Origin of the sequence: Brevibacillus fortis, assembly GCF_046196545.1 — a bacterium.
GTDB classification, from domain to species: Bacteria; Bacillota; Bacilli; order Brevibacillales; family Brevibacillaceae; genus Brevibacillus; species Brevibacillus fortis_A.
Genome location: NZ_CP176370.1, coordinates 6,118,788 through 6,144,897 on the forward strand (window position 1 = coordinate 6,118,788; position 26,110 = coordinate 6,144,897).

The following is a 26,110-nucleotide window of genomic DNA, read 5'->3' on the forward strand; positions in this document are numbered from 1 at the left end:
GCACCTCCAAAAACAATGTAACATAACACTGTTACGTTATTCAACTACAGACTGTTTGACACTCGGAGGACTATTGCACAGAAAAAAGGACTTCTGTCGTAGAAGTCCCTCTGGGCCGTTCTTATTTAAACTCCGCTTGCAGCAAGCGTTTCATATCAGATGGTATCGGCGCTTCGACCACAACCTCTTTTTCGAGAAGGGGATGTAAAAACGATAACTTCGAAGCATGCAGAGCCTGTCGGCGTAACAAACCTCTCGCTCCCCCGTACATCGTATCGCCAGCAAGCGGGTGTCCGATATGGGAAAAGTGGACCCGAATCTGATGGGTACGCCCCGTCTCCAGCCAGACACGAACGAGCGTCATTCCCTCTGAGGTCTGTTGTACCTCGTAATGCGTAATGGCAGGATCGCCGCTGTCCACGACACGACGCTTCGTAGGGTGACGCGTATCTCTGCCGATTGGCGCATCGATCGTTCCCGCTCCTTCTGCCAGCACGCCACTTGCAACTGCAAGATACTCGCGATGAATGCCTCCTTCTCGCAGCAGCCTGTCAGCTAGTTGATGACCATAGCTGCTTTTTGCCACGAGGATAGCACCTGACGTATCTTTGTCGAGCCGATGTACAGGATGTACGCTCGCCTGCTCGCCACGTGCAGCAAGCACGGCAGCAAGTGCATGTACCAACGTGTCGGTCTCCTGTTTAAGCGGGTGCACCATCATGCCTGCCGGTTTGTTTGCAATCAAGAGATGATCGTCCTCGTACAAAATGTCGATGGACGGCATTGGTGTGGTCTGTCCCTCGGGCTTCGTATCATGCTGGGGCTGCCTAGGAGCTTGCTCTTGTCTGTCGATGACACGAACAGCGATTGTATCCCCTGCTTTAACTTGTCTTTGCAGGAAGGGCTGCTTGCGATTGAGCAAAATCCCTTTACTTCTCGTCAGCCGCTGCATCATACGACCCGACACGTTGAGCTTTTGCCGGACGATTTGTTCCACGTTCATTCCCGTGTCTTGTTCACTGACGATGTATTCGATCCAATCTTTGCGGCTCACGTCTAATCCCTCTGTTCCATGCTTTTTTCTTATTGTAGCAAAAGGATGTCAGAGATGCTCGTCTGTCCTAATGCAAAGACGGTTGTCCTCAAACGAAGGTGGTCGGGGGAAGCCCTGCCACATGTCTTCCAGTCGCCTGTATCCTCTCTTCGTTCGGGCGGTCTCCTTCCAGACATGTGACAGTGCTTACGGACAGCTTGTGTCTACTTCGTGCTTTTAGAGCGGCTTGTATGTTACTCAGGGGGGCTAGGATAACAAAATCAGTAGCTTCAAGAAGTTAACCAAAAGCTACGTAGGAAGAAGCGCATTTCCAGTCCAAGCGCCTCTGGAGCCCATCTTAGCGTAGGAATAAATGGCGGGGAATTTCAGCTTCACTGATGAAATCCTTCCTCGAAACCTCTACGTTTGAAGCGCTCCCGCCATTTATTCCGGAGCGAACAGTCAATCTCCCCTTGCAGGGCGTAGGCCGAAGCGTAGACTGGAAATGCGCTTCTTCCCTCACGACAGCTACGTTTAACAAACAAAAAAGCCACCATGCTAAGCATGATGGCCCTGTAATTTCGCTTTACCCTTTTAAGTTTTCCGGATTGAGTACTTGCAGCTCTGGCAAAACGAACAACCCGTCTTTGCGAATCAACACATCATCAAACCAGATTTCGCCGCCGCCGTACTCAGGACGCTGGATGTTTACCATATCCCAGTGGATTTGGCTGCGGTTGCCGTTATCTGCGTTGTCGTATGCACGGCCTGGTGTGAAGTGGAAGCTGCCGGCAATTTTTTCATCGAACAAGATATCATTCATTGGATGCAGAATGTATGGATGCACGCCGATTGCGAATTCCCCAATATAGCGCGCTCCTTCGTCTGTATCGAAAATTTGGTTGAGTCTCTCTGTGTTATTAGAAGTCGCCTCGACGATTTTTCCGTCTACAAACTTCAGACACACATTTTCGAATTTCGTGCCCATGTAGCTTGTTGCTGTGTTGTACGTAATGGTTCCATTTACGGAGTCACGCACAGGGGCTGTAAAAATCTCACCGTCTGGGATGTTGCGAAGCCCGGAGCAGATGATACTCGGGATGTCCTTGATCGAGAATTGAAGATCCGTTCCCGGTCCAACCAGACGCACTTTGTCCGTGCGATCCATCAATTGCTGCAAAGGCAAAAAGGCTTCGTGCATCTTTTTATAATCAACAGAACATACGTCAAAATAAAAATCTTCAAAAGCAACGGTAGACATGTTGGCATTTTGCGCCAAAGCCGTGGTCGGGTAGTTGAGCAGTGTCCAGCGCACATTGTTGGTCAGGTAGTCATTCAATTCTTGCATCACACTTTGGTGTGCACGACGACGTTCTACTGGGACATCGGCCATCTCACTGTCATTGGACGGACCATTGATCACGATATATGTATCCAAATCTTTGTACATTGGCTCTTCCCACTTCGCCAAATGAGTCGCACGCTCTGCACTTGCACCGAGCATCAGCTCACGTTGGATAGACGGGTCAATAATCCGTACGAACGGATAAGCTCCCAAGTCGTACGCCTGCTTAACCAACTCTTTTGCCAAAGCGTGACCCTCGCCACGAACTTCAATCAACAAGCTTTCTTTTTCCTTCAGGCGTACAGAATGGCTCAGCAAATTTGTAGCCAGCTTGACGATGCGTGCATCCAGCATGCGATATCCCCCACATTCCTAACATGATTGGTTATTGTTAAAAAATATTTTACCGAATGAAGGTACCTTTTTCAATTCTCGATGTTCTTGGTACTATTCAAAAAAAACCCAAAAATTATCTTGCATAAATTCGACTCTTTCGAGTATTCTAATCAACAAGAGTTTACCTATGTAAAAAATTTGAAAGACGGGAGTGCTGAGTTCATGGTGTTTTCTGTAGTTATCTTCGCTTAGGTAGGGCCTCTGCTAAGGGGCACTGCCTCTTACAACCCTATCAAAAGCTAGAAGCTGCAGGATGCCTGAACCGCTTCCGTCTTTTTCTCGATATGAATTGCGGGCCATATTCTTCTCGGGTGAAAAGTCGGTTTACTGTACCTAAAATCATAGGTAGGTAACCGTCTCTCTTTTGTACCCCGTTGAACTGGTTATTTCCCGCCACCCTTGTATCGTTTGATAAAGCGCAAGCGGAAGAGCAGTGTCTCTACCCCGTTTGCGCTTTTTTACGTGGAATTTTTCCAAGGAGAGAATCGAGGTCAAGGCACCTGCAGAAATGGAATGGAGGAATTCTTGTCATGATTTGGCGTTCGTGGGATCTTAACTTGAAGGTACGTCTCTTTGGTGAATTGATTACGCATACCTTCTTTTGGATGTACTTTCCCTTTATGGCGATTTATTTTAGCGATACGTTCGGGAAGGATGTAGCAGGTCTTCTGTTGATGGTGCCGCCGCTGCTCGGGATGCTGTCCAACCTGTTTGGCGGATATTTGGCTGACCGGGTAGGGCGCAGGTTCACCATGCTGCTCTCGCTCTGTACATCGACCGTGATGTTCGCGCTCTTTGCTTTCTCCCAGTCCCCTTGGGTCGACTATATTGCCTTCATCGGGATCGGGATCGCTGGGGCTCTCTACTGGCCTGCCAGCTCCGCCATGGTGGCTGATCTGACCACAGAAGAAGATCGAAGAATTGTCTTTGCTACCTTTTACACAGCGATGAACGTCGGGGTGGTCGCGGGTCCCGTATTGGGTTCTGTCTTTTTTGTTCATTATCGCCCGCAGCTGTTGATGTTCTGTACCATCGTTGAGTTGCTTTTTGCGATCACCGTCTTTTTCCTGATCAAAGAAACGCTGCCTGAACACGTGCGACAGGAAAAGGCAAAGGAACGTTTTTCCCTGATTCAGCAATTCAAGGGTTACGCCATTATTTTCCGAGATAAAGCATTTGCCCTGTATATTGGTGCAGGGGTTTTAATCGCCATTGGATTCATGCAGTTGGATATTTACATGGCGTTGTATGTCAAAGAGCATGTCATGCAGCAACCATTATTTTCGTGGGGCAATTGGACTTATTCTGTCGGCGGAACCAGCGCATTCGGCTGGCTCATGGCTTTAAATGGTTTTTTGGTGGTTCTGTTTACACTGCCGGTCACACGCTGGTTTGAAAACTGGAGCGATCGCAACAGCCTCGTCATTTCCTCCATCTTGTTCGGTCTCGGCCTGTTCTTGATGGCCTTTACGACAAATATTTGGCTCCTGTTCGGCTGTATGGCGATTTTGACATTCGGCGAGCTGATGCGCACACCAGTCGCCCAGAGCTTCATCAGTAAATACTCACCGGAGGACGCACGCGGTCAGTACATGGGAGCTTCTTCGCTCCAGTTCTCGATTGGTCGCTTCATCGCTCCCCTGACGATCGGTCTATCCCAATGGCTCGCTCCTGTTGGTGTATTCGGTGTCATCCTGGGTTTAACCCTAGTCAGTGCTTATCTGTATATCATTTTGTTCCGGATGATTGGTGCCAAAGAAGTTAGCAAAAGTAGCTAGAGTAGAGTATGTCCGTTCTACCAAATCCCCTCCTCTCATATAAATGGGTCATAGATAGCTTGACCAGGAGGGGATCGTCATGAACCAGCCGAATGCCTTTGCTACATTTAGAGAGCATCGAGGAGTCGTCTATCGAACTTCTACCTATCTTCAATGGGGCACCAATTCAGAGGGTCATCGTTCTCTTGGGAGCTGTCTCTTACTGAACCCAGGTAGTGCCAAGCTTTTTCGTGAAAGACCTGCATCGGGTCATAGCATCATGGGTCAAACCACACTCGATCCCACAATGCGACAATTGATCCGGCTGGTGGAGGCGATCTACGGAAAACGGGCATTGGCAGGCAGATTTCATATTTACAACCTGTTTTCCGTACAAAATGCCGCTGCCGTGAGTGCCATTTCTCATTTCGAGCAGCTCATTCATGAGAAAGAAACGACGCTCGAAGCTCAGCTCGCATCTACGCAGGAACTGCAAAAGCATCCGTGGCTCCTGCTGGGGTGGGGGCTTTCACACCACCATTCCTGCCAGCATTTTTCTTCGCTCAAGAAACTGTGGAAACAACGGGTCGCAGCAGCAGGGGTACCGACTTTTGGCAAGCCCTGCCCCAGGGGAATCGATTACTACCATCCGAGTCCGCCTCTATACGCGAGGAAAGAAATGATCCTGGGGGAACTGGTGGAGATCTATAGGAAAAGGATTGGGCGAAAGTCTGCCCATCCGCTTTAGATAAAAAAAGAGTCTGTCTCCCCTCAAAGCGGGAAACAGACTCTTTTCCATTCACTACGGCATCTCGCTGCCCTCGAAAAATTCCGTTCTGTCAAAACGACCGCGCATCCATTTGTACGTATCATCATAGATGGCGCGTTTGACAGGGTCTGTGCTCTTGACAGACTCTAGCAATGTCTTGGAGCCGAAGTAGTAAGCGTGTACGTTGTTTTTATCCATCCCCAGCTTGTGGGTGGCAACTAGCTGATTGTAGTAGGTCTGATAGAACTTCGGATCGTTGTACATCTTCCAGTCGCCTTCGATCTCGATGTCCATGTTGTACTTGTTGACGACCTCCAGTACCCCTTGAATACGGTCAATTCCCACCGGCTTGTCGCTGTAATAGCTCGGCTGTAAGAACGCCTTATCGAAATAAAGAGATTTCCACTCGGACACTCCCGGTGAACCGAAATACGGAATCCAATAGTAGCGCAACGCCTCGTCATGCACCATGCTCCCCATGTCGCGAATCAGCTGGCGCTCTTTCGGTGCACTATCCTCCACCAGCTCATGGAACCAATAGATTCCTTCCAGCTTCAGATAGGCGTATCCTTCCTTGTTCCAGCGCTTCATGAGCTCCTGGAAGTACCATTCCAACGCAGCTTTGCGATTCAGATACGCTTGCTCTTCCCCAATTCCCGCAGGGTTGAAGGAGAGAGACGGTTTCTTTTCATCCAACTGACCAAAATTGGTCTGACTGGCATTTGGATACGGCAGCGCCAGCACGACATTTTCCTGCGTCGGTGTCGTATACAGCGTTCCGCGTAGGCGGTTGTACTCCCGCATTGCCTGGTTGAGAGCGTCGAGCTGCTTGTTCGAGCCGAACAAATCATTCATATACTTTGTCCAGCTTTCCTTCGTAGCAGGAATGGTCTGATACGGCAGGAACAGAATCGTGTCAAACATCTGGTCACGCATATAACCATCTACGGTGCGGTAGCCAACCATCGGGAGGAAATCCTCTTTGGTCCATGTCCCAAGTTCGCCATGCTCTCCGCTATAAGCGAGCAGCATATTTTCCACACGACGCCCTGCTTGTTTAGCTTCTTCCAGCTTCGCCGGGTTTGGTGGCGGCAGCATGACAGCGCCATTGTTCCACTCGCTATCCGTTTTTGCCCATACCTCCAGCTGGCGAGCGAACGTAAATACTTTCACCGGGAACGATACCCGGACATAACGGGTGTTGACGTCTGGCAAGGTCACGCTCAATGTGCGTGTAACCAGCTTGTCCTCTTTGGCGGAAACATCGTGAACGGCTCTTCCCGCATACGACCACACTTTCCCGTCGCGAGATACCTCGACTTCCATGTATTCTGGCATCGTGATGCCCGAGGTCTTCTGCTGCTTAAACGTCAGCGCAACTCTCTCCAATGGCTTCGCCTCGTCGAGCTCAACGGTCACCTTGCGCCCAAACTGACGGTGGTATCCCGTCCAGTCTTCTGTAGGCGTAACAAGCCCCCCTACTGGACCCGGATACTGCTTCTCCAGCTCTTGGAAATACGAGTCTGGCGCTCCAAAAGTAGTAACCGATGTATAACTGCCTGGTGCGATATTGACCAGTTCGTCCTTCTCTGCTGGCTCCTCCGACTCTTCCTTCGGATCAGCAGGCTTCGTAGCATCCGTTTCTGTTGCTCCTGTGTCTGCGTCTGGTTTTTCTCCCTCTACTACCGTCTTGCTTTCATCGACTTTCGTTGCCGAGTCATTAGAGGAAGTCACAGGTGCAGACTTTGGTGTGTCCTCTGCCTTTTCAACAGCTGGCTTACCAGCGTCCTTGATCTCAACCGGAATTGTCGTCGTTTTGTAGCCGACTGTCACCGTGAGATTCCCTTTTCCCGCAGTGGGACCAGCAACAAAGGTTCCGTCGGCCGAAACAGTTCCCAGTTCGGGACGGTCAAAAGCGAAAATAGGTGTAAACGGCAGCTCATCTCCGCTGATACTGCTTACCTTCAAGCGTTGGCTCGTGCCAGCAGCCAAACTCAGCCGCTCGACATCTACCTTGTATTTCACCTGTTCTGCTTGCTGATAGCGTGCATCCAAGACACGCTCAGCGATCACAGCAGCCTCCGCACGCGTGACGGTTCCTGTCGGATTAAACTTGCCGCCTGCACCTTGCATCCAGCGTTGATTCGTTACTTCTTCCACGGCCGTTTTGGCGTAGTCGGCGATTTCTACTTCATCGCTGTATGCAACAGGAGTCTGACCTGCCACTTTGGTCACAGCGCCCTCTTTCATCAAGCGAGACAGCATGACGGCCAACTCTTGTCGTGTAAGCGGGTCTAGAGCACCCATGGTGTGCTCACTTCTACCGTTCATCACACCTAACTCAGAGAGTCCATATACGTACGGTGCATAAGGACTTTCCAATGGTACATCTTCAAAAGCGGCATCCTCGATTTCTGTTGGTTGAAGACCAATTACTTTTGTCAAAAGCACTGCAATATCCTGTCGAGAAATCGTGTTTTGCGGGTTGAAGCGGTTTTCTCCCTGACCACTGATCATATGAAGGGCTGCGAGTCTGTTTACGGCTTTACTGGCGTAGCTGTTGCCCAAATCCGTAAACTCCGTGTGCGCTTCTTCTTGTTTTTTGAACTGATCTTCCAGCTTTTTGGTCTCTCCTGCTGGTTTCTCGCTCTCCACCGCCGGTTTCTCTGGCTCTGTTGCAGCATGAGTCAACGGCGTGCTTTGGACCAGTAATGTAGCTGCTGCCAATAGCGCAGCCAGCATTCTGCTCCCGAATCTTTTCTTGCTCATTGCATTTTCTCCTCCAATTATGCCCCACTCTTATGTCTACTCGGTCGGGGTAACCATTGGCCCGCGCGGCGGTCTAGGTCCGAAAAACTGATAGTAATCTACCTTGATATTTCCGTTGTAGAGCTTACGCTTTTTGCTTGCTGTACGACCAAAATGCTCCTCAAACTGTTCGTCGGATGTAATAATGTAGAAAGACCACGTATCCATGGCAGCAAAGGTTTTCCCCATTTCTCCATACATCTTGGCAACCTGCTTCCATTCTCCCAAGCGCTCCCCATAAGGTGGGTTGCAAATCAAGTAGCCGTACTTGCGCTTGGTTCGCACATCCCGCACATCCATGCGCTGAAAATGAATCAGGTCATCTACACCAGCCTCAGTGGCGTTGTGGCGGGCAATTTTCAAGATCTCGTCATCCAAATCTGTCCCGATAATCTCCAGCTTTTGATCATAACGAGCCAAATCATGGGTCTCTGCGCGCGCTTCACGCCAAGCTGTTTTCGGAATGATAGGCCACGTCTCGGAAACGAATTCCCGGTTCATCCCCGGAGCGATGTTTTGTCCGATCAACGCCGCCTCAATCGGAAGTGTACCCGATCCACAGAATGGGTCCATGAATACCCGATCAGGCTTCCAGCGAGACAGCATAATCATCGCCGCAGCCATGGTTTCCTTCAGTGGCGCTTGTCCGATCAATTCCCGGTAGCCGCGCTTGTGCAGGCCCGGTCCTGACGTATCAATCGTCAGCGTCGCCACATCCTTGAGAAGTGCCACCTCGATCTTGTACAGCGGTCCTTGCTCATCGAACCACTCGCGGTTGTAGGTCTTTTTCAGACTTTCTACGACTGCTTTTTTCACGATCGCTTGGCAATCCGGCACACTGAACAAGGTAGATTTGACCGATTTCCCTTCCACAGGAAACGTCCCGTCCTCTGTAATCCAATCGGCCCATGGCAGTGCCTTTGTCTGTTCAAACAGCTCGTCAAACGTAGTCGCTTTGAACTCCCCTATCTTTAGACGCACGCGGTCGGCAGTTCGTAACCACAAATTTGTGCGGGGAATCGCAGAAATATCTGCGGTGAACGTTACCTTGCCGTTTTCCACCTGTACCGGACCGTATCCGAGTGCCTTTACCTCTTCTGCTACTACTGATTCCAACCCAAAAGTCGCCGTAGCGATCAATTCTACTTTTTGCATATGTAATCTCCTGTCCGTCCAATAATCCTTCGGGCAAATGCCCTGTCCTACTACCTACATATTATATTACCCCATTTGGTAATAGGGTTGGTAAACTTCTCTAAATTGAAACGACCCATCACCGAAAAACAGTGACGGGTACGGCATGTGGACCATCCATTTGGGAAATCCTACGAAAAACTTTGCGTACGGGAGGGAGTCAGCGTGCCAGAATTACCTGAGATGGAGACCTATCGCCGACTGCTGCAGGAGAATGTCGGTGGCGGAAATATTACTGCCACACATGTTCAGCGGGAAAAAACGATCAATCTGCCGCCTGCGGAATTTGCTCGTCTTTTGCAAAGCAATCGCCTGACACTTGTCGACCGACGCGGCAAGCATCTTCTCTTCCATCTGGAAAGTGGACATGTCCTGCTGCTTCATCTGATGCTCGGCGGCTTTCTATACCTAGGCTCTGCGGAAGACAAGCTGAAGCGAACTGCCCAAGTGACTCTTGCTTTTGGAGAACGCATTTTATATTTTCACGGCCTCCGTTTAGGCTATCTGCACTTGCTCACCAACGTTCAGATCGACGAAAAACTGGCTCCACTCGGTCCGGAGCCATTGGACCCGCTGTTTACCTTTACCCGATTTACGGAGCTGCTCGCTGACAAGCGCAGTGTCCTAAAAACAGCATTAGTCAATCAGCATTGGCTGGCGGGCATCGGCAACTGTTATGCGGACGAAATCTGCTTTCATGCCGCCATCCTGCCTACCCGGACGATCCCGACGCTTTCGTTCGAGGAACAAAAACGACTGTATCATTCCATGCAAACCGTGCTCAAAGAAGCGATTCGATTCGGCGGTTACATGCAGCCGCTTTTTTCTGGCGACTCCCTGACAGGCGGCTTCGATGAACGCTGCCAGGTGTACGATCGCGGCGGAGAGCCTTGCCCGCGCTGTGGTCAGCCTATAGAAAAGAGTGAGCTCTCCTCCCGCAAAGTATTCGCCTGCACGAACTGCCAGCATTGACAGACGTTTTCACTCCCTAGACGACAGGGGTTTTTGCGGCTTCCATCTGCTTGCTCATAAACACCTGCTCCGTCTCGGAAGGATCAAATCCCGCCGATTGCAGTATTTCGACAAGCAAGGTATCAGCCGCGCGCAAATTAAACGTAGAACGGCGGCAATCGTGTGCAAGCGGCCCATACACATGCGCGAGTGCGGTTTTCAAAATGTCTTGCGCATCAGGATGCTCTGGCTGTGCTACACATTGACGTAGCACGATCCCGCTCACTTTGCCCTCTTCGTTTACCGAACACTTGTACATCGCGTAGCCGACCGCCTGACCCTCTTTGTTTTCTACAAGCACGGCCTGTGCATCTCGCAAGCTCAGCCAGTAATTTTGCCAAGGGACATCGGTCACGTAAAACGGCAACATGGCAGCTTCCTGTGCCAAAATGCGCCGAACCCGATAATCAGCCTGTACATTTGTCTGAAAGGCATTCTCTGCCAGCGGCCCACTCTGCTGCAAAAACAACAGACGATCCACGACGTCATAGCCTTTTTGCTCATACAAAGCAATCGCTTTGGTATTTTGGCTCAATGCCTCCAAGGTAGCTACTTCCACCCCAGCTTCCCGGTACAAATCCAATGTCGCATCAATCAGCAGCTTCCCTACTCCTTGTCGACGATATTCCGTGGCGACACCCGTTCCACCATTCCACGCGACTTTTCGCCCTGCAATGGTCCTCATCCCGCTGGCTACTACGCCAATTGGCTCCGTGCCGTCAAAAGCAACGACAGACAGGGACAGCACGTATCCCTCGCCCCCCAATCGCTGGACAAGCATTTCTTCTGTCATCGTAAACTCGATAAAATAGCCTTCAAATCCTCTGTTCCACGCTTTGGTCACTTCTGCAAAGGTACAGTCGCTCATCCGTTTGATGGTAATCATGGTATCACCTTCCTGGTTTTTGATAAAATTATTTTAATCGATAAAATCTAAAAATTCAATCATTTACAAGCACTTTCTCCAGCTTTGTCACCCACACGCCTGACATGGTAAAATTAAATAATCACTTACTCGGGAGGTTCCTATGCGCAAACAGCTTACGGTCGGCTCGCTCATTCCTGGACGAACTGACGTACAGATGTCGAATCCAGCTCCCGTTCCCTTGCATACGTCGTTGAAAAAAACAGAAATGAGCCCGACTCGCCCCCAATCAGAGCAAAAGCTCGTACAGGTGAAGCAGCGCTCACAAACGATGCCAGTCCGGTACACTCCCTCCGAGACACTATTACAAGCTGCGCTCACGCAAGATCAACCCATCGCTTACAAATGCCAACAAGGGCATTGCGGCAAGTGCAGCGTACAGATCGTAGCTGGTGCATCATTACTCGACACCCCAACCGGACAGGAAAAAGCAAAGCTGGGAGAAAAACTCGCTACAGGCTATCGCCTCGCTTGTCAGAGCACATTTCGCTCTTCGATTCCTACATAGAGGGTATTTCCAATAGAAAAAGGTGGCCGTAGCATGAATCCTACACGCATCCTACTATTCGCTGGAGGCAATCTGGGCAACTGGGCGATCCAAGAGATTCGTGAAAATGATTGGCTTGTCGGTGTTGACAGAGGTTCCTTGTTCCTCGTTCGCAACGGTCTTTTGCCAAGATTGTCGATCGGTGACTTTGATTCTGTCAGTTCCGAGGAAATGGCAGAAATTGAACGCCACAGTACGCACGTCTCCTCCTGCGATCCCGTTATGAAAGATTTGACCGATACAGAGATGGCCCTTACTTGGGCAATCGAGCAACAGCCCGAGGAAATTGTGCTGCTCGGTGTGCTCGGCTCTCGTTTTGACCATATGCTGGCAAACGTACACTTGCTGAACAAAGCGTTGCAGACGGGCATCAACTGCCGCATCCTGGATGAGACCAATGAAATCCGTCTGATTGACCACCAGAGTACGATAGAGCAGAATCATTTTGATCATATCTCCCTGCTGCCTTTTACACCGGAAGTCACAGGGATTACCTTAACCGGATTCCTCTATCCGTTGAAGGACGCGACCCTGCGGATCGGCGACACGCTTGGCATCAGCAACCTCCTAACGGAACCGACCGGAACGATCACGATTCAAACGGGCAAGCTGCTCGTTGTCAAAAGCAAAGACTAATCGCTAGATAAAGAAAGGATCTCCCTGCATGATGCAAAACAATGGAGATCCTTTTCCTTTTCCTTCACAAATGCCAGGCTACTCTTCCTCTACCTGCATCGGCAACTGCCAATCAATCTCTTGAAGCCCGCGCGAACGCAAAAACTCATTGGTCCGCGAAAAAGGACGGCTACCAAAAAAGCCGCGATTCGCCGAAAATGGGCTCGGATGCGGGGAGGCGATGACGAAATGCTTGTTTCGATCAATGAAGGCCGCCTTCTCCTGCGCATGCTTTCCCCACAGGATGAAAACGAGTGGAGTCTCCCGGTCGTTCAACAAATGAATAATTCGATCCGTAAATGTCTCCCACCCAATGTCCTTATGCGAATTCGGAGTACCGCGACGAACCGTCAGAACGGTGTTCAGCATCATGACGCCTTGCTTCGCCCAATGGTTCAGGTAACCATGCTGGGGAATTTCAAAACCGACATCGCTTTTCAGCTCTTTGTAAATGTTGACCAGAGACGGCGGCGGCTTGATTCCCGGCTTGACCGAAAAGCTCAATCCATGTGCTTGTCCCGGTCCGTGGTACGGGTCCTGCCCCAAAATCACAACCTTTGCATTCTGATATTCAGTTAGGTGCAGCGCTGTGAAAATATGATACATATCTGGGTAGATAGTCTGCGACTGATACTCTTCCTTCAACGTCTGACGAAGCTTTACATAATAGGGCTTCTCGAATTCATCGGCCAATACGGGGGCCCAGTCATTTTGCAATATGCTAGTCATGTTCCTCACCTTGTCCGCTGTTTTTTTCTACCTTACCACAAACCTCCCAATCACTGAACCACTGATTCGAGAACTAGGACTATTCTGATTTAGTCCTATCTTTCCTATAATTCCTAGTCTTTATTTCCTAGTACCCTCGTTTGATAGCTTTTCTCCTATGATCTTTGACATAATGATTGCTGGGAAGATTTAGAGAAAAGAGAAAGGGAGAGGGTTTCACATCATGAAATGGGACATCAAGTCATTTTTGGGGGGCATTGTTGTAGGTTCGGTGCTCTTTTCCGGAATTGCTATTGCAGCACCCGCTTTTCCAGACGCGGAAGAAGGAATGAAAACACCGTTCACCTACTACTTTGACGGGTTGCCGAAATCACCAAGCAGCGACGTACAAGGCATCATGTACAAAAACTCCGTCTATGTGCCAATCCGCTTCGTAGCAGAGAACCTGAACAAACCGGTCATTTACGATGCGAGAACCAAATCGATTTTCATCGGTAAAATTCCAACAGCAAAAATGTACTCCAAAATGGAAGCGATCGAGCTGGTGAAAAAGAAATTCGCTGGCAAACTCTCGCCAACACATGTAGTCGAGTACGCTCATGACGACGAAAAAGGTCACTATGTCATCCAAGTGTACCAAACGGTCGTAAACAACTTCCAATCTGGCGACAGCTACACCAGTACGTATGGCTGGTTCGTAGTGAACCCGAATAATGGGGAAATTAAGTCGTTGTTATAATTCTTTTGCACTTATCTATTCGTACGAAAAAGACAGCGGACTAGGGACCCGCTAGCACTGGAGGATATCCTTCCGGTGCCTTTTTTGTTTCTTGGAAAAATTTAGATTGATTACCACTTGTCCGTTGTGATACTATCTCCATACCGATAATTAATAAACATTTTTATTTACTATTTATTTTATATAAGGAGTGAACTTGTTTATGTCTACCTTACCGAACTGGGCGAGTTTATACCTTCAACGTTTACAGCTAGACCGCAAGTCCCCTAGCCTCTCTTATCTCAGTCAGCTCTGTCGCTCGCATCTGCAGACCTTCCCTTATGAAAATGTAAGCAAGCTGCTCTTCTTCCGTGACGGAAAACATGAGGTACCGACCCCTGAGGAATATGTACACAATGCGATCCACTATAACTTCGGCGGCACATGCTATACCAACAATCACAGCTTTCTCGCACTGCTTCGCACCCTTGGCTTCTTCGGTCACCTCATCTTGCCAGGCGGTGGGCATGCTGCCATCCTGATCGATGGCCCGAACACTGGAGAGACACCCGTCTATGTGGATACGGGGGCTACCGCTCCTATCTTTGAGCCGATTCATTTTCTGGAAGACGGGAACCATGCCAGGCCTTTTGGCACTGTTTCGATGGATTTGACCAAAAGTCCCGATCACCCTGAACACTATCGCTTTACGCGGTATGAAAACGGGAAAGTGGCACTTCCTCCGTGGGATTTTCATCCGAATGAACGAAAAGAACTGTCCGATTTGTCGGAAGTCATCCGCTCCTCTTATTTACCAGACGCCTTCTTTTTGAATCGACTTCACATACACCGTTTCCAACTGGAGCAAGATCGCTTCGTGCTCCTCAAAAACAACACTCTCCACATCGGTTATTCAGATGGCACAGACCAGATAACACCTCTCCACACTGTCTCTGATATAGAAGCTGCCGTAGCCGATGAAATGCAATTGCCACTTCTCCCTGTTCGCGAGGCAGTAGAAATCCTGCTCGAACGCGGTATTGATATTTTCACTGCCCCCAAGAAAGAAGAAGTTCCACTTGAAAACGAAGCTCTCGATCGCCCTACCATTTGCTAATATCTGGTTGACAATGATAATATTTCTCAATAATATGGAAAAGTAGGGAAATGGGATATAAGGAGTGTCGCACTTCATGATGATGGAGATAAAAACATACGTCGTTCAGGAAGGTCATTCTGACAAAATTGTACAAGGCTTTAGCGAGCCTGGTGCTGTTGAGAAGGCTCCTGGTTTTGTAGATTTGAGCGTGCTGGTACAGAAGCCACGCAAAGGTGAAGAAGAAGTGGTCGTCATAATCCGCTGGGAATCAAAAGAAGCGTGGAAGCAGTGGGAGATGAGTGATGTTCATCTGGCAGGTCACCGCGAAGCGCGTGAAGAAAAAACCCCTGAGTGGTACATTAGCGGCAATACCGGCCATTACGAGCTGAAAGCGAAAAAAGAACCGCAGCCTTCGTAAATACAAACAAACCAGCCCAGACCTCGGAAAAACTCCGATCAAGTCAGGCTGGTTTTTTATTTCCTCTATCCTTTTTCCAAACCGTATTTCTCCATCTTCCGGTACAAGGTCGACAAGCTGATTTGCAGCTCATTGGCAATCGCGGCTTTGTCCTGTCCATACTTGCCTGCGTTCAAATAGCGCTGGAGAATGGAGCGTTCATATTCTGCCACCAGCTTTTCCAATCCCAAATCGCTGCCTACTGTCGTCGGTTCATCCTCGAACAGCAAATACTCGGGAAGCTCGTCGTTGCCGATGACTGGCCCCTCTGCCATGTTGACCATATACTCGACGGCATTTTCCAGCTGACGAATATTCCCCGGCCACTCGTATGCCTGTAGTCGTTGGACGAGTTGGGCTTCGAGCTCCAGTCTGCCTTTTTGCAACAACGTCCCGTACCGATACAGGAAGTGCTGCAGGTAAAGCGCGATATCCTCCGTGCGTTCACGCAACGGCTTTAACCGCAGGGGGATGACGTTGAGTCGATAATACAAATCCTCACGAAACGTTCCTTCCCTGACCATGCTCTCCAAATCTCTGTGTGTAGCAGCAATGACACGTACATCCACGCCTAGCGTCTTCACGCCGCCCACCCGATCTACTGTTTTCTCTTGAAGAACGCGCAGCAGCTTGGGCTGGAGGGACAACGGAATATCGCCTACTTCATCCAGAAAAATCGTTCCCTTGTGGGCCAATTCAAATTTCCCCGGCTTCCCTTCGCGTCTGGAGCCTGTGAATGCGCCACCTTCGTACCCGAATAGCTCGCTTTCTAGCAAGGTCTCGGGAATCGCCGCGCAATTGACGGCGACAAATGGCTGTCTGCTGCGCCCGCTCTCGCAGTGAATGGCTTTTGCCAACAGCTCCTTGCCCGTTCCGCTCTCTCCCCGGATCAAAACAGTAGAAATACTGTTCGTCACTTTTTTCGCTTTGGCAATCACATCGCGCAAGCCTGTTTCTGCCCCAATCAGCTGGGCGAAATACACCGGATGAACCGAGGCCTGGGGCATTTCCTCTTGAATGTTACAGCTCTTCTCCCGCTCCGTATCCAGCTCTAGCAACTTGTGCTCAATCAAGGAACTCGTATGCTGCAAAAACGGCATCCATTTTTCCGAATGGTGCAGCATTTTTTCTTTTTGTTCAGGGGAAAAGCCGATAATTCCGATGACCCCTACCGTCTTCTCCCGTTTGTGAACTGGAAATCCAATCGTCGCCAGCTCCCGGCATTGCTGCAAGAACTTGCAATTGCCGCACTCCGACTCATTCTTTTTCATGTCAAAAATCATTCCCGGCTGTCCGGTTTGCAGGATCATTCGGAAAAACGATCCCTCCGGCGCAGGCAATCCAATCAGCTCCTGATAGTAGCCGGTTCCGCTCACACGTATCCCTTGTTCATCCAGGATGGTGACATCGAGTCCCAGCACCTTTGAAATATTGTCGGCGTACGATTGAATGAATTCCTCAATCCGGGAAAACTCTGTCATGCCCAATCCTCCAGTTTCACGTTCCTTTATCCCCTGGACGCTGCCGCCATTGGCACACTAGCTAACGCCTGCTCCAAATCCGCGATGATATCCTCCACATCCTCCAAGCCAGTCGATAAGCGAATCAGACCGTCCGTAATGTTGAACTTGATCCTCTCAGAAGCAGGAATCGAGGAATGCGTCATCGAGGCAGGATGCTGTACCAGTGTCTCGGGATCTCCTAGACTAAACGATATCATAGCCAAGCGCAGAGCGTTAATGAAAGATTTGGCTGCCTCGTAGCCACCCTTTACTTCAAAGGAAACGATCCCGCCCATTCCGGCCATTTGCCGTTTAGCCAGCTCATGCTGTGGATGCGAAGGCAAACCAGGGTAATAGACGTGCGAGATTGCAGGGTGCTGCGCCAAAAACTCCGCCACTGCCTGCGCGTTTTTCCCATGCTGTCTGACACGCAAGCCGAGTGTCTTAAGCCCACGCAAGATCAAGAAAGCATCCCAAGCATTCAAATTTTGTCCCAAGTCTCCCATGACGTTTTTGCGCATGAATTGGATGTGCTCCTGCTTCCCAACGATGAAGCCCGCGATGACATCTCCATGTCCGTTCAAATATTTGGTGGCGCTATGCACGACGACATCCGCCCCAAGCTCAAGCGGTCGCTGCAAATACGGCGTTAAGAAGGTGTTATCGACGATGACCACAATGCCATGAGCGTGCGCCAAACGTGACAACGCTGAGATATCTAAAACAGTCAGGCACGGGTTCGAGGGTGTTTCGATGTACAGGACTTTTGTGTTCGGCAAAAAAGCGCTCTCGACTGCCTGCAAATCGGTACAATCGACGAAGTCCGTCGTAATGCCATAGCGCGGGGCCATGGTCGTAAGAAACTTGTAGCTACCACCGTACACATCTCGCGTACACACCACATGATCACCCTGCTTCAAAAAGGCGAGCAAAGCTCCCGAAATGGCTGCCATCCCACTGCTTACGCCCAAGGCAGCTTCACCATTTTCCAATGCAGCGATTTTTTGCTCCAAGGTGGTGATTGTAGGGTTACCGTATCTTCCGTAGTACGTTCCTTCCCGCTCGCCAGCCACGCACGCCGCTGCGGAGTCTGCATCTGGAAACGCGTAGGCCACAGCGGGCACCACCGCGGATACGACTGCTCCTGTTTTTTGGCAAGGCTTTTGTGCGGTATGAATAATGGAGGTGTCCATCTTCCACTTGTTTGTCGTCATTTCTCGTCTCTCCCTTTGGCTTGTGCTGTTACCAAAGGATATAGCAAGGAGCATGCCAAGGTGAGAAACCGCATCATTCCAGTGCTTTTCCCTTTTTTGCGCTCATAGACTTTCGCAATCATGCAAATGAATTTTTTCGAATTCACGAAAAAAAGCCGTTAGTTGCCCCAACGACTTTTCGCATAGTTGCAATTGGGTTTTGCACAACTAGAAAAACATCCTAGACGAGCATGCCACCCGCGCTTTTCCTGTATTTCAAAATACCCTCTGCCGCTCGATAGGAGAGCGCCCCCATCGTTCCAGTCGGATTGTAGCCGCTATTGTGAGCAAAGGCAGAAGCCCCGACGACAAATACGTTTTCCGCATCCCACATCTGCAAGTAGTTGTTAACGGCCGAGGTTTCTGGAGAAGCTCCCATGATGACGCCACCTGTATTGTGCGTCGATTGGTATGGTGTGATATCGTAGGGTCCGAGCTTGCGGTTGATTTCGAGCTTCTCGTTCGCACCCATTTCTTTCACAATTTCCGCGCACTTATCTGCACAAAAAGCCGCCAGCTCCCTGTCCTGATCGACGAAATCATACGTAATGCGCATCAACGGATCACCGAATGCATCCTTGTAGGTCGGGTCCAGATCAAGGAAATGCTGTCGAAATGGCATGGAAGCTCCTTGGGCGCCTACGGATATGAACCGATTCGTGTATTTGATCGATGCAGCCTTGAAATCCTTGCCCCAGCTAGGCGTTCCCGGTGGCACCTTGTTCGTGCCGATTGGTCGGAAGCCGGTTTGTGTGACAGCGATATTCGCCCCGTGGATAAATTTCAAATCGGAGTGATCGAAGTTATCACCGTTGTAGTCATCCAAACACATTCCCAACGATCCTGCGCCTGCAAAATGGTTAAACTCCTTGTCGTCAAAGAAGCCGACCGCGCCTCCTCTCATGACCTGGTAGGCGTAGTTTTTACCGATCACGCCTTTTCCCGTTGCTGGATCATACGGTTTCCCCAGCTTGGACATGAGCAGGATGCGCGCGTTGTTGAATACATAACTGGTCATCACCACAATATCGGCGGGCTGTTCGAATTCCTCCCCTGTCGTGACATCCGTATACAAGACGCCTGTCGCCTTGTTCCCTGTATGTAAAATTCTGCGAACATGGGAATGCGTGCGAATTTCAAACTTCCCTGTCTTCTTGGCTACCGGGATCACCGTCACCACTGGATCGGCTTTTGCTCCGTACTCGCAACCAAACCTTTCACAGAAGCCGCAGTACTGACACGCAGCCCGTGCCACCCCGTCTGGATTGGTATACGCTTGCGAGAGATTTGCTGATGGAAGGATGTATGGATGGAGGTTTTTCTTTTTCGCCGCATCCGCAAACATTTTCATACTCGGTGTAGTACGCATCGGAGGTACCGGATAAGGACTGGAGCGTTTTCCCCCCAACGGATTCTCCTCGCCTGCGATTCCTGCCATCTTTTCAAACTTATCGAAGTACGGCTCCAGTTGATCGTAGGTAATGCCCCAATCCTGGATCGTCATTCCCTCTGGAATTTTGTTTGCTCCATACCGTTCAATTGTCTTGCTGCGGATCTCGAAATCATACGGCAGGAAGCGGAAGGTCTGTCCGTTCCAGTGGATACCAGCTCCCCCGAGTCCTGTCCCGATCAAAAAGGAACCGTATGACCGCATGGGAAGCGCGCGAACGTTCATTTTACTGCGGAACGTGATCGTTTCCTTGGACAAATCTTGCATCATCTCGTAACGAAGAGCGTAACGCAATTCATCGTGTACCATGAAGTAGTCTTCGGTTTTGCGCTCCTTGCCTCGCTCTAGCCCCACTACTGTCAGACCTTGCTTGGTTAGCTCAGAAGCAATAATGCCTCCACCCCAGCCCACCCCCACGATTACGACGTCAACCTTCGGCAGCTTTTTGGCCATATGTACAGTCCCCCTTAATGTTGTTGATGATCCCGCAGACTTAAGGGAGCCATCTTCACAAACTCAGGTTTATCGATCAGCTGTGTATACGCCATCTGATTACCTGGGAAATTCTTCATTTTCCAGCCGTCCATATTTTTATTGCCTCCGTACAGAGGGTCTGCATAAACGCCTTCGATCGTACTGGCCCGCAGCATATTGAAAAAAGTGCTCGCCGAAATGGTCGTCAATTTTACTTCATCGGTTTCAAAAGCCTTTAAAACAGCGTCCTGCTGTTCCGGAGGGAGTTCATAAAACCGCTTTCCATGGGTACTGTTACTGTAGTTGTTCATCTCTTGAAGGCCGATATCGAATATTTCCCTACGTTTCAACCTGCCTTGATAGCCCTGTGTGATCTCACCCGGAAAAAAGGGCGCTTGCATGTATTCACGAGCGTTAAAGCCCCAGTCACCTGCTAGCTGGTGGTCAATGAAATAAGCGGCACCGAGTGCCTTCGCGCCTGGCCCCAGCTCATCCTCAGGATAAATGCGCTCACAGGCGGCATCCACCACCTTGAATTGCTCAGGCGTAAAAAACATGAGTGCCTGATTGTAATCGGCGGCAGGGGCCGGTGCTGCTCCCGGTTGCGGCGGAGTTTCCGGTCTGCGGAGCAAGCTCCCTGCCACTCCCCCTACGACCAAACCGCCGAGCACCAGCCCGGAGTTTTTCAAAAAGTTCCTTCGGGATACTGGCTGCTCTTTCACGTTGTTTGAATCTGCCAAAACTTACACCTCCAGTGATTTCCTTCCTTTGTTTTGTGCATTTTTTCCACAAGATACTCGTGATCAACGGAATTTTTTCCAACATGCTCCACTCATAACTTCATGCAGCGAACAAAGGATAAGCTTATCTAGGCAGGAAGACTTGGAGGGATCGTAATGAAGCACTTCCATACATGGGTAGGAACCGCAGGATTAGGGGCTGTTCTTCTTTTGACGGCCTGTATGAATCAAGCGGCTCCGGCTCCGGTACCACAACCGCCAGCACGTACTCAGTCATTGGCACAAAATCCAAATGACGCAACGGTTATTCCCAGCGTGGACCGCGACAAAAAATTCACGACAAATTCGCACGGCCATACGTATAGCGGAATGGGCAATACTCTTTACAGCTCCATGGGCAGCTCACACTTGCACACAGGCGGTCCTTCTACAAAGCTGGAAGCCCAACTGAAGGCAGCGGGCGTTCACGGCGTCCAGGCGTTGATCTTAAATGATGCCATCTACTTGGCCCCTTCTACTGCCAATGCACAATCGATCAATCAAATGGACCCGATGCAGTCCCATCTCATTAGCAATTACTCTGGTAGCTCCAGTCGAGGGCATGATGCTGCCCGTACAAAATCAGGGAGCGGAACCGCAGGGACATTGGGTACGAGTGATCACAAGAACACATTCGCACAAGCACGCGCCCAAATCGAGCGTATCTATGGAACGGATACACCCGTGAAGGTCGTGAGCTCGAAAAAAGGTATCAAAGCGCTAGAAACGGTGAAAAAGCACATGAGAGATCAAAAGGATCAGCAAGCCATGGCAGAACAGCTGAACGTACTCATGCGCGAAGCGAAGCGGTAAACAAAGAAAAAGGGACAAGCATACTCGCTTGTCCCTTCCTTATTTCGATAAAAAATCATGAATTTCGTCAACGGTCTCTTGCGGATGCGTCACCATCAGCAAATGTTGTGCGTCCGGTATCATTTTCACCTTGGCCTGCTTCACAATCCGCTGATAATTGGCGACTGCCTGTCGATGAAACTGCTGCTCATCTTTTGACAATAAGCCGTCGTCAGCCAGCAGTAATAGCACGGGGCATGTTAGCTGTTGGAACAATTCCGGTTGGCTATGGACGCAGTACTCTTGGAAATAGGCCGAAAACGCCTCCCTCGGCAAACGGTATCCGTAGCTGCCGTCTTCCCTTTTCAAAAGCTCGTCTCGCATCCAGCCCGCTGGCATCACTCTCGTACCATACCGCTCTGCGAACTGCCTTTCCGCTTCCTCCACGGAAGAAAACCGCGTGGTAGCCAGTCGTTCGACAACCTTCTCCCTATTGAATCCGGGCACTTCTCCCAAGGAATAATAGCCTCCATCCAGCAGGACGAGCGAAGCTACGCGCTTGGGCTCGCGAATCGCAAGCATCTGGGCAGGCACAGCAGAAAAGGACGCTGCGACAATCGTTACTTGTTCGAGCTGTTCTTTCTCCAAAAGTTGAATCAAATCCGTTACGATCTGCTCAAACGAAAAGGAACCATGGCTCACAGAATTCCCATGACCACGGATATCTACCGCAATCACCCGATTTCGTTCTGCCAATGCTGGCAGGATGGGCGCAAACAGTAGCTTGGTGTTGCGAATGCCATGCAAAAGCAGCAGTGCAGGTGCATCTGGCTTTCCTGCTACGCCGTACTCCAGCGTGCCCCCTTCTACCTGCAATCGATTGACTTGTGAAAACAATGCTTCGTCCATTCTGACTGCCTCCTTACTAAATACGCCCTGGAATCAGCACGCCTATATGATCTGGATGTAATCGGGCAATGTAAAACAGTGCAGCGACGATACATACACCAGCCACGAGTGTGAGTACTTCTGTTTTTTTCCACCGTTTGCTGCGGTAAAACCGATGCTGACTGTTACGCATGCGAAAGCCTTTGGCATCCAATGCATTGGCGATCAGTTGCACACGCTTGAGTGAGTTGAAGATGAGCGGTACGAGCAGGTAGCTGTATTTCCTGATGCGTTCTGGAACATTTCCTTCACTGGTCGACATCCCTCGTACCATCTGCGCTTCCCGAATGATCGCTAAATCATTTTTGACGAGGGGGATAAAGCGAAAAATGAGCGAAAGCAAATAACTAATCGAAAACGGAACGCCAATCCCGCGAAGTCCCATCGCTATTTCTCTAGGCGAAGTCGTAAACACATAGTACATCGACAATAATGCTACATTTGCCAGTCGTAGTCCCATTCCTAATGCCCATAAGACACCAACATCCGTGATTTGTACGGGATAGTGGATCAAAGGAATTGTGCTGCTCCAGTACGGATTGCCCACGGTGGTAAACGGTAGCCACGTAATCACAGCAAAGCACGAACCGATTCCACCAACCAATACATACGCCTTAATCATGGAGCGCTCCCAGCCCAGCCTGGCAATCAGTGCGACGTTTATCGCCAACAGAACAATTAGCGCGCGCGGGTCCTGGAATAAAAAAGGGAGCAAGCCCAGCAGCACGAATACAAGCAGCGTGTAGCTCGGATGGGCATTCTTCATCTTAGATCCCCTCTCCCAGCAGTTGTTTTTTCATCGCTGTCAGCGTGAGGGGAATCGGGTCATCTATCCCCGCAGCCTTTCCGAAACGATACATGGCAGGTGCTTCTACTTGGGCAGCAGCTAATACTTGCGGTTGCGAAAATACGTGCTGGGGGTCCCCGTCGCATAGCAGTTTTCCTTTATGCATCACGATCACTCGCTGGGCGTACTCCGCTACAAGACGCATATCATGCGTGATGACGATGATTGTATGGCCTTCCGCATGCAAATGCCGCACTAGCTCCATCATTTCTTGCATGCCACGGTAATCGAGACCGGTCGTAGGTTCGTCCAGTACGATCACTTGCGGCTTCATCGCCAAAATCGAAGCCACCGCAATCTTTTGCCGCGTGCCTTTGCTCGAAAAATGGGGTTCTTCGTCACCCTTGTCGGATAACCCTACTGCTGCCAACGCCTCCGCGACAGCTTGCTCTATTTTTTCAGGCGGCCAGCCCATGTTTTTGGGCCCAAATGCTACCTCCGCCTTTATGGTCGAATGAAAGATTTGATGATCAGGATTTTGATAGCAATAGGCCACGATTCTCGATAGCTGGGCAACGCTCATCGTCATGGTATCAAGACCATTCACTTTGACGGTACCCTGTGTTGGCTTGTATAGACCGTTACAATGCTTGGCCAACGTCGTTTTACCAGAACCGTTTCCCCCGATGATGGCGACGAATTCTCCCTGTTTCAATTGGAGCGAAACGCCATGCAGCACCTGCTTTTCCTTTTCATAGCCGTACCAGACCTCATCGAACTCAATGACGACACTCACACGCTTCCCTCCTGAACAAGCTGTGCTTCCTTGTAGTGGAGTGCCAGCTCCTCAATAGTCAGAGGCACACCAACAGAGGACGCCGACATGACGCCTTGCTGGCATAGCATGTGATAGAGTCGGATGACATCCGGGACCAATATGCCATACTCTTCCAACACGTCTACTTGGTCAAAAAATTGGCGAGTCGGCTGGTCCAACACGATTTTCCCCTCTGCAATCAGAATCATTCGGTCGCAAAAGGCCGCGAGCTCTTCTGTCGCATGGGACGATACCACAATCGTCATTTCTTTTTCCTGCTTCAACCGTGATAGAAGGGAGAAAACCTCCCGCGCTCCCACCGGGTCCAGCTCGGAAGTAGGCTCATCCAAAATGAGTACCTGTGGACTGTGGGAGAGAGCGGATGCAATTGCCACCCGCTGCTTTTCTCCGCCCGACAGCTCTAGAGGTGAACGATTAGCAAAGCCGTTCAATCCGATCAGCTCGAGTACCTCTGCCATTCTTTTTTCGATTCGCTCGTCCGACCACCCGGCATTCTCAAGCGAGAAGGCAAGCTCCTCTTCGACAGTCAGCCCGATGAACTGGGTCTCGGGGTCCTGAAAGACGATGCCTTGCTCGCCTTTGGACTCGACACTCCCCACGAAGTGTCCACCATAGTTGGACGGAATCAGACCTGACATGGTCAATAGCAGCGTCGTTTTCCCTGCGGCAGCAGGCCCGACTACGCCGACTACTTCCCCCGGATAGAGCGCCAGATGAATGTCCGCTAGCGCAGGCAGTGCTCCCTCTTCATAGTGCCAATAGACTCCGTTTACTCGCAGCAATGCTTCTGTTTTCACCTTGCGATCCTGCTTTCATTTCCGAGATAGTTCAAATCCTGCAAGGGACGGCCACGGTATAGTCCAGAGCGCTTCACGAATGGGTACAACAGCTTTAAAAGGATTGGTCCCAGAATCGCCGTTGAAATGGCCTGGTTCAAGAATACGGTTGGGATGTACCAGACCGCGACTTCTTTTGGTGTCAGACCCAGTGCCACGTTAATCAAAATCGCGCACGCTACCACAATCGAGCTGATGATAACGACAAACACGATATATTGAAGGAGGCTGCGCTTTGTTTTGAGTGCAGGGTGACTCACAGCAAGCCACCCGATAAAGCCCCCCATAAAATTAGAAAAGAAACCGACCGCGATCGCATGTGGTGGTGCGCTTCCGGTTAACAAATCACTGACCATGTTTCCAAAGGCAAGGCCTATGCATCCCGGCAAGCCGAATAACATGCCAAAAACGGGCTGAAGGGCATTGGCGGGACGGATCGGTACGGAAGGAATGAGCTTGATATTGGCAAGCATAATAATGGCAACAGCGTAGAGCGCGGCAGTGACGACAATCAGGACGTAATCTACTGTCGTCCACTTCCGTTGAAATAGAGTCGAAAGCATCAGAATAAACCCTCCTCGTGTCAAGTGTTAATGTTTGGAATATTCCTGTAGCCAGTTTACTCTCTCTTTACCTGATCGTCTAGAAGAGGGTGGGTAAAAGCATTGGTTCTGGCTGTAGTGGTGGGGAGGAAACAGGAGAAAACGCTCAGCTTCTAGGGCCACCCGCTGGGGGAATTGACTGCACGACTCCATGCAAAAAGCGAAACCGCGTCCAAAGTGGTCCAATCAGGATGTATCTCAGAGGTGGACGCTTAAGGGCGTGTTTCGCTTTTTGCATTCCGTCTCGGTCGGTGTCCCTAAGATCTTCGCTTATTTCTCCTGTTTCCTCTGCGAGCTGTTTGCTTTTCCCCTGCTTTGATTGGGGCAAATCTGAATGATTGAAAATAAAAAAGAGAGAGAATCATTGTTCTCTCCCTCCTGAATTC

24 protein-coding genes are annotated in these 26,110 nt (G+C 50.1%); 9 read left to right on the forward strand and 15 right to left on the reverse strand.

Going from position 1 to position 26,110, the window contains the following annotated elements:
* Positions 1–121: 121 nt before the first annotated feature.
* On the reverse strand, positions 122–1,054 hold the full coding sequence (locus ACKKE8_RS29680) for an RluA family pseudouridine synthase (RefSeq protein ID WP_409176147.1): 933 nt from the start codon (positions 1,052–1,054) through the stop codon (positions 122–124).
* 565 nt (positions 1,055–1,619) lie between these two features.
* The gene (locus tag ACKKE8_RS29685) at positions 1,620–2,732 is read right to left on the reverse strand and encodes an aminopeptidase (RefSeq protein ID WP_409176148.1); all 1,113 of its coding nucleotides are present in this window, start codon (positions 2,730–2,732) and stop codon (positions 1,620–1,622) included.
* Positions 2,733–3,304: 572 nt separating this feature from the next.
* Between ACKKE8_RS29685 and ACKKE8_RS29690 the strand changes: the two genes are divergently transcribed.
* Together ACKKE8_RS29690 and ACKKE8_RS29695 are read left to right on the forward strand one after the other, a co-directional pair.
* Positions 3,305–4,552: an MDR family MFS transporter gene (locus ACKKE8_RS29690; protein ID WP_409176149.1), complete on the forward strand. Its 1,248-nt coding sequence runs from the start codon at positions 3,305–3,307 to the stop codon at positions 4,550–4,552.
* A gap of 79 nt (positions 4,553–4,631) precedes the next feature.
* A complete protein-coding gene (locus tag ACKKE8_RS29695; RefSeq protein ID WP_409176150.1) occupies positions 4,632–5,279 on the forward strand; it encodes a hypothetical protein in 648 nt (215 codons plus the stop codon).
* Between the two features lie 54 nt (positions 5,280–5,333).
* On the opposite strand, the gene ACKKE8_RS29700 is transcribed toward ACKKE8_RS29695, so the two are convergent.
* Both ACKKE8_RS29700 and ACKKE8_RS29705 read right to left on the reverse strand, forming a co-directional pair.
* On the reverse strand, positions 5,334–8,069 hold the full coding sequence (locus ACKKE8_RS29700; protein ID WP_409176151.1) for a DUF4855 domain-containing protein: 2,736 nt from the start codon (positions 8,067–8,069) through the stop codon (positions 5,334–5,336).
* Positions 8,070–8,105: 36 nt separating this feature from the next.
* Positions 8,106–9,263 carry a class I SAM-dependent RNA methyltransferase gene (locus ACKKE8_RS29705; protein ID WP_409176152.1) on the reverse strand — a complete coding sequence of 386 codons (1,158 nt, stop codon included), beginning with the start codon at positions 9,261–9,263 and terminating at the stop codon, positions 8,106–8,108.
* Between the two features lie 204 nt (positions 9,264–9,467).
* Here ACKKE8_RS29705 and ACKKE8_RS29710 point away from each other — a divergent pair, with 204 nt between their 5' ends.
* Positions 9,468–10,274: an Fpg/Nei family DNA glycosylase gene (locus ACKKE8_RS29710; RefSeq protein WP_409176153.1), complete on the forward strand. Its 807-nt coding sequence runs from the start codon at positions 9,468–9,470 to the stop codon at positions 10,272–10,274.
* A 16-nt stretch (positions 10,275–10,290) separates the two neighbouring features.
* On the opposite strand, the gene ACKKE8_RS29715 is transcribed toward ACKKE8_RS29710, so the two are convergent.
* Positions 10,291–11,199 carry a GNAT family N-acetyltransferase gene (locus ACKKE8_RS29715; RefSeq protein ID WP_409176154.1) on the reverse strand — a complete coding sequence of 303 codons (909 nt, stop codon included), beginning with the start codon at positions 11,197–11,199 and terminating at the stop codon, positions 10,291–10,293.
* A gap of 142 nt (positions 11,200–11,341) precedes the next feature.
* Here ACKKE8_RS29715 and ACKKE8_RS29720 point away from each other — a divergent pair, with 142 nt between their 5' ends.
* The gene (locus ACKKE8_RS29720) at positions 11,342–11,746 is read left to right on the forward strand and encodes a 2Fe-2S iron-sulfur cluster-binding protein (RefSeq protein ID WP_409176155.1); all 405 of its coding nucleotides are present in this window, start codon (positions 11,342–11,344) and stop codon (positions 11,744–11,746) included.
* A gap of 33 nt (positions 11,747–11,779) precedes the next feature.
* Entirely contained in the window at positions 11,780–12,421 is a 642-nt protein-coding gene (locus tag ACKKE8_RS29725) for a thiamine diphosphokinase (protein ID WP_409176156.1), read from the forward strand.
* Positions 12,422–12,499: 78 nt separating this feature from the next.
* Here the strand turns inward: ACKKE8_RS29725 and ACKKE8_RS29730 are convergent, their stop codons facing one another.
* Positions 12,500–13,189, reverse strand: coding sequence for a uracil-DNA glycosylase (locus ACKKE8_RS29730; RefSeq protein ID WP_409176157.1), 690 nt, complete (start codon positions 13,187–13,189; stop codon positions 12,500–12,502).
* A 223-nt stretch (positions 13,190–13,412) separates the two neighbouring features.
* Between ACKKE8_RS29730 and ACKKE8_RS29735 the strand changes: the two genes are divergently transcribed.
* From ACKKE8_RS29735 to ACKKE8_RS29745, 3 genes are all read left to right on the forward strand, one after another.
* Positions 13,413–13,928 carry a stalk domain-containing protein gene (locus ACKKE8_RS29735; RefSeq protein WP_409176158.1) on the forward strand — a complete coding sequence of 172 codons (516 nt, stop codon included), beginning with the start codon at positions 13,413–13,415 and terminating at the stop codon, positions 13,926–13,928.
* A 202-nt stretch (positions 13,929–14,130) separates the two neighbouring features.
* Positions 14,131–15,024, forward strand: a complete 894-nt coding sequence (locus ACKKE8_RS29740; RefSeq protein WP_409176159.1) for an arylamine N-acetyltransferase — start codon at positions 14,131–14,133, stop codon at positions 15,022–15,024.
* A gap of 76 nt (positions 15,025–15,100) precedes the next feature.
* Entirely contained in the window at positions 15,101–15,424 is a 324-nt protein-coding gene (locus tag ACKKE8_RS29745; RefSeq protein WP_409176160.1) for an antibiotic biosynthesis monooxygenase family protein, read from the forward strand.
* A 65-nt stretch (positions 15,425–15,489) separates the two neighbouring features.
* Here the strand turns inward: ACKKE8_RS29745 and ACKKE8_RS29750 are convergent, their stop codons facing one another.
* The 4 genes from ACKKE8_RS29750 to ACKKE8_RS29765 all read right to left on the reverse strand — a co-directional run bounded on the left by ACKKE8_RS29750 (position 15,490) and on the right by ACKKE8_RS29765 (position 20,882).
* Positions 15,490–16,944, reverse strand: coding sequence for a sigma-54 interaction domain-containing protein (locus ACKKE8_RS29750; RefSeq protein WP_409176161.1), 1,455 nt, complete (start codon positions 16,942–16,944; stop codon positions 15,490–15,492).
* A gap of 26 nt (positions 16,945–16,970) precedes the next feature.
* Positions 16,971–18,179, reverse strand: coding sequence for a trans-sulfuration enzyme family protein (locus ACKKE8_RS29755; protein WP_409176162.1), 1,209 nt, complete (start codon positions 18,177–18,179; stop codon positions 16,971–16,973).
* 220 nt (positions 18,180–18,399) lie between these two features.
* Positions 18,400–20,121 carry a GMC family oxidoreductase gene (locus tag ACKKE8_RS29760; RefSeq protein WP_409176163.1) on the reverse strand — a complete coding sequence of 574 codons (1,722 nt, stop codon included), beginning with the start codon at positions 20,119–20,121 and terminating at the stop codon, positions 18,400–18,402.
* 14 nt (positions 20,122–20,135) lie between these two features.
* Positions 20,136–20,882 carry a gluconate 2-dehydrogenase subunit 3 family protein gene (locus tag ACKKE8_RS29765; protein WP_409176164.1) on the reverse strand — a complete coding sequence of 249 codons (747 nt, stop codon included), beginning with the start codon at positions 20,880–20,882 and terminating at the stop codon, positions 20,136–20,138.
* Positions 20,883–21,038: 156 nt separating this feature from the next.
* On the opposite strand from ACKKE8_RS29765, the gene ACKKE8_RS29770 reads away from it, so the two are divergent.
* Positions 21,039–21,734 carry a hypothetical protein gene (locus ACKKE8_RS29770; RefSeq protein ID WP_409176165.1) on the forward strand — a complete coding sequence of 232 codons (696 nt, stop codon included), beginning with the start codon at positions 21,039–21,041 and terminating at the stop codon, positions 21,732–21,734.
* Positions 21,735–21,773: 39 nt separating this feature from the next.
* Here ACKKE8_RS29770 and ACKKE8_RS29775 read toward each other — a convergent pair whose 3' ends face one another.
* From ACKKE8_RS29775 to ACKKE8_RS29795, 5 genes are read right to left on the reverse strand one after another with little or no spacing between them, the layout of a single operon-like run.
* Complete coding sequence (locus tag ACKKE8_RS29775) at positions 21,774–22,622, reverse strand: alpha/beta fold hydrolase (protein WP_409176166.1); 849 nt, start codon at positions 22,620–22,622, stop codon at positions 21,774–21,776.
* Between the two features lie 16 nt (positions 22,623–22,638).
* Positions 22,639–23,427, reverse strand: a complete 789-nt coding sequence (locus tag ACKKE8_RS29780; protein WP_409176167.1) for an energy-coupling factor transporter transmembrane component T — start codon at positions 23,425–23,427, stop codon at positions 22,639–22,641.
* A gap of 1 nt (position 23,428) precedes the next feature.
* Entirely contained in the window at positions 23,429–24,244 is an 816-nt protein-coding gene (locus ACKKE8_RS29785; RefSeq protein ID WP_409176168.1) for an energy-coupling factor ABC transporter ATP-binding protein, read from the reverse strand.
* Complete coding sequence (locus ACKKE8_RS29790) at positions 24,241–25,083, reverse strand: energy-coupling factor ABC transporter ATP-binding protein (RefSeq protein ID WP_409176169.1); 843 nt, start codon at positions 25,081–25,083, stop codon at positions 24,241–24,243. Before ACKKE8_RS29790 ends, ACKKE8_RS29785 begins: the two co-directional genes overlap by 4 nt.
* Complete coding sequence (locus ACKKE8_RS29795) at positions 25,080–25,685, reverse strand: QueT transporter family protein (protein WP_409176170.1); 606 nt, start codon at positions 25,683–25,685, stop codon at positions 25,080–25,082. Before ACKKE8_RS29795 ends, ACKKE8_RS29790 begins: the two co-directional genes overlap by 4 nt.
* Positions 25,686–26,110: the final 425 nt, after the last annotated feature.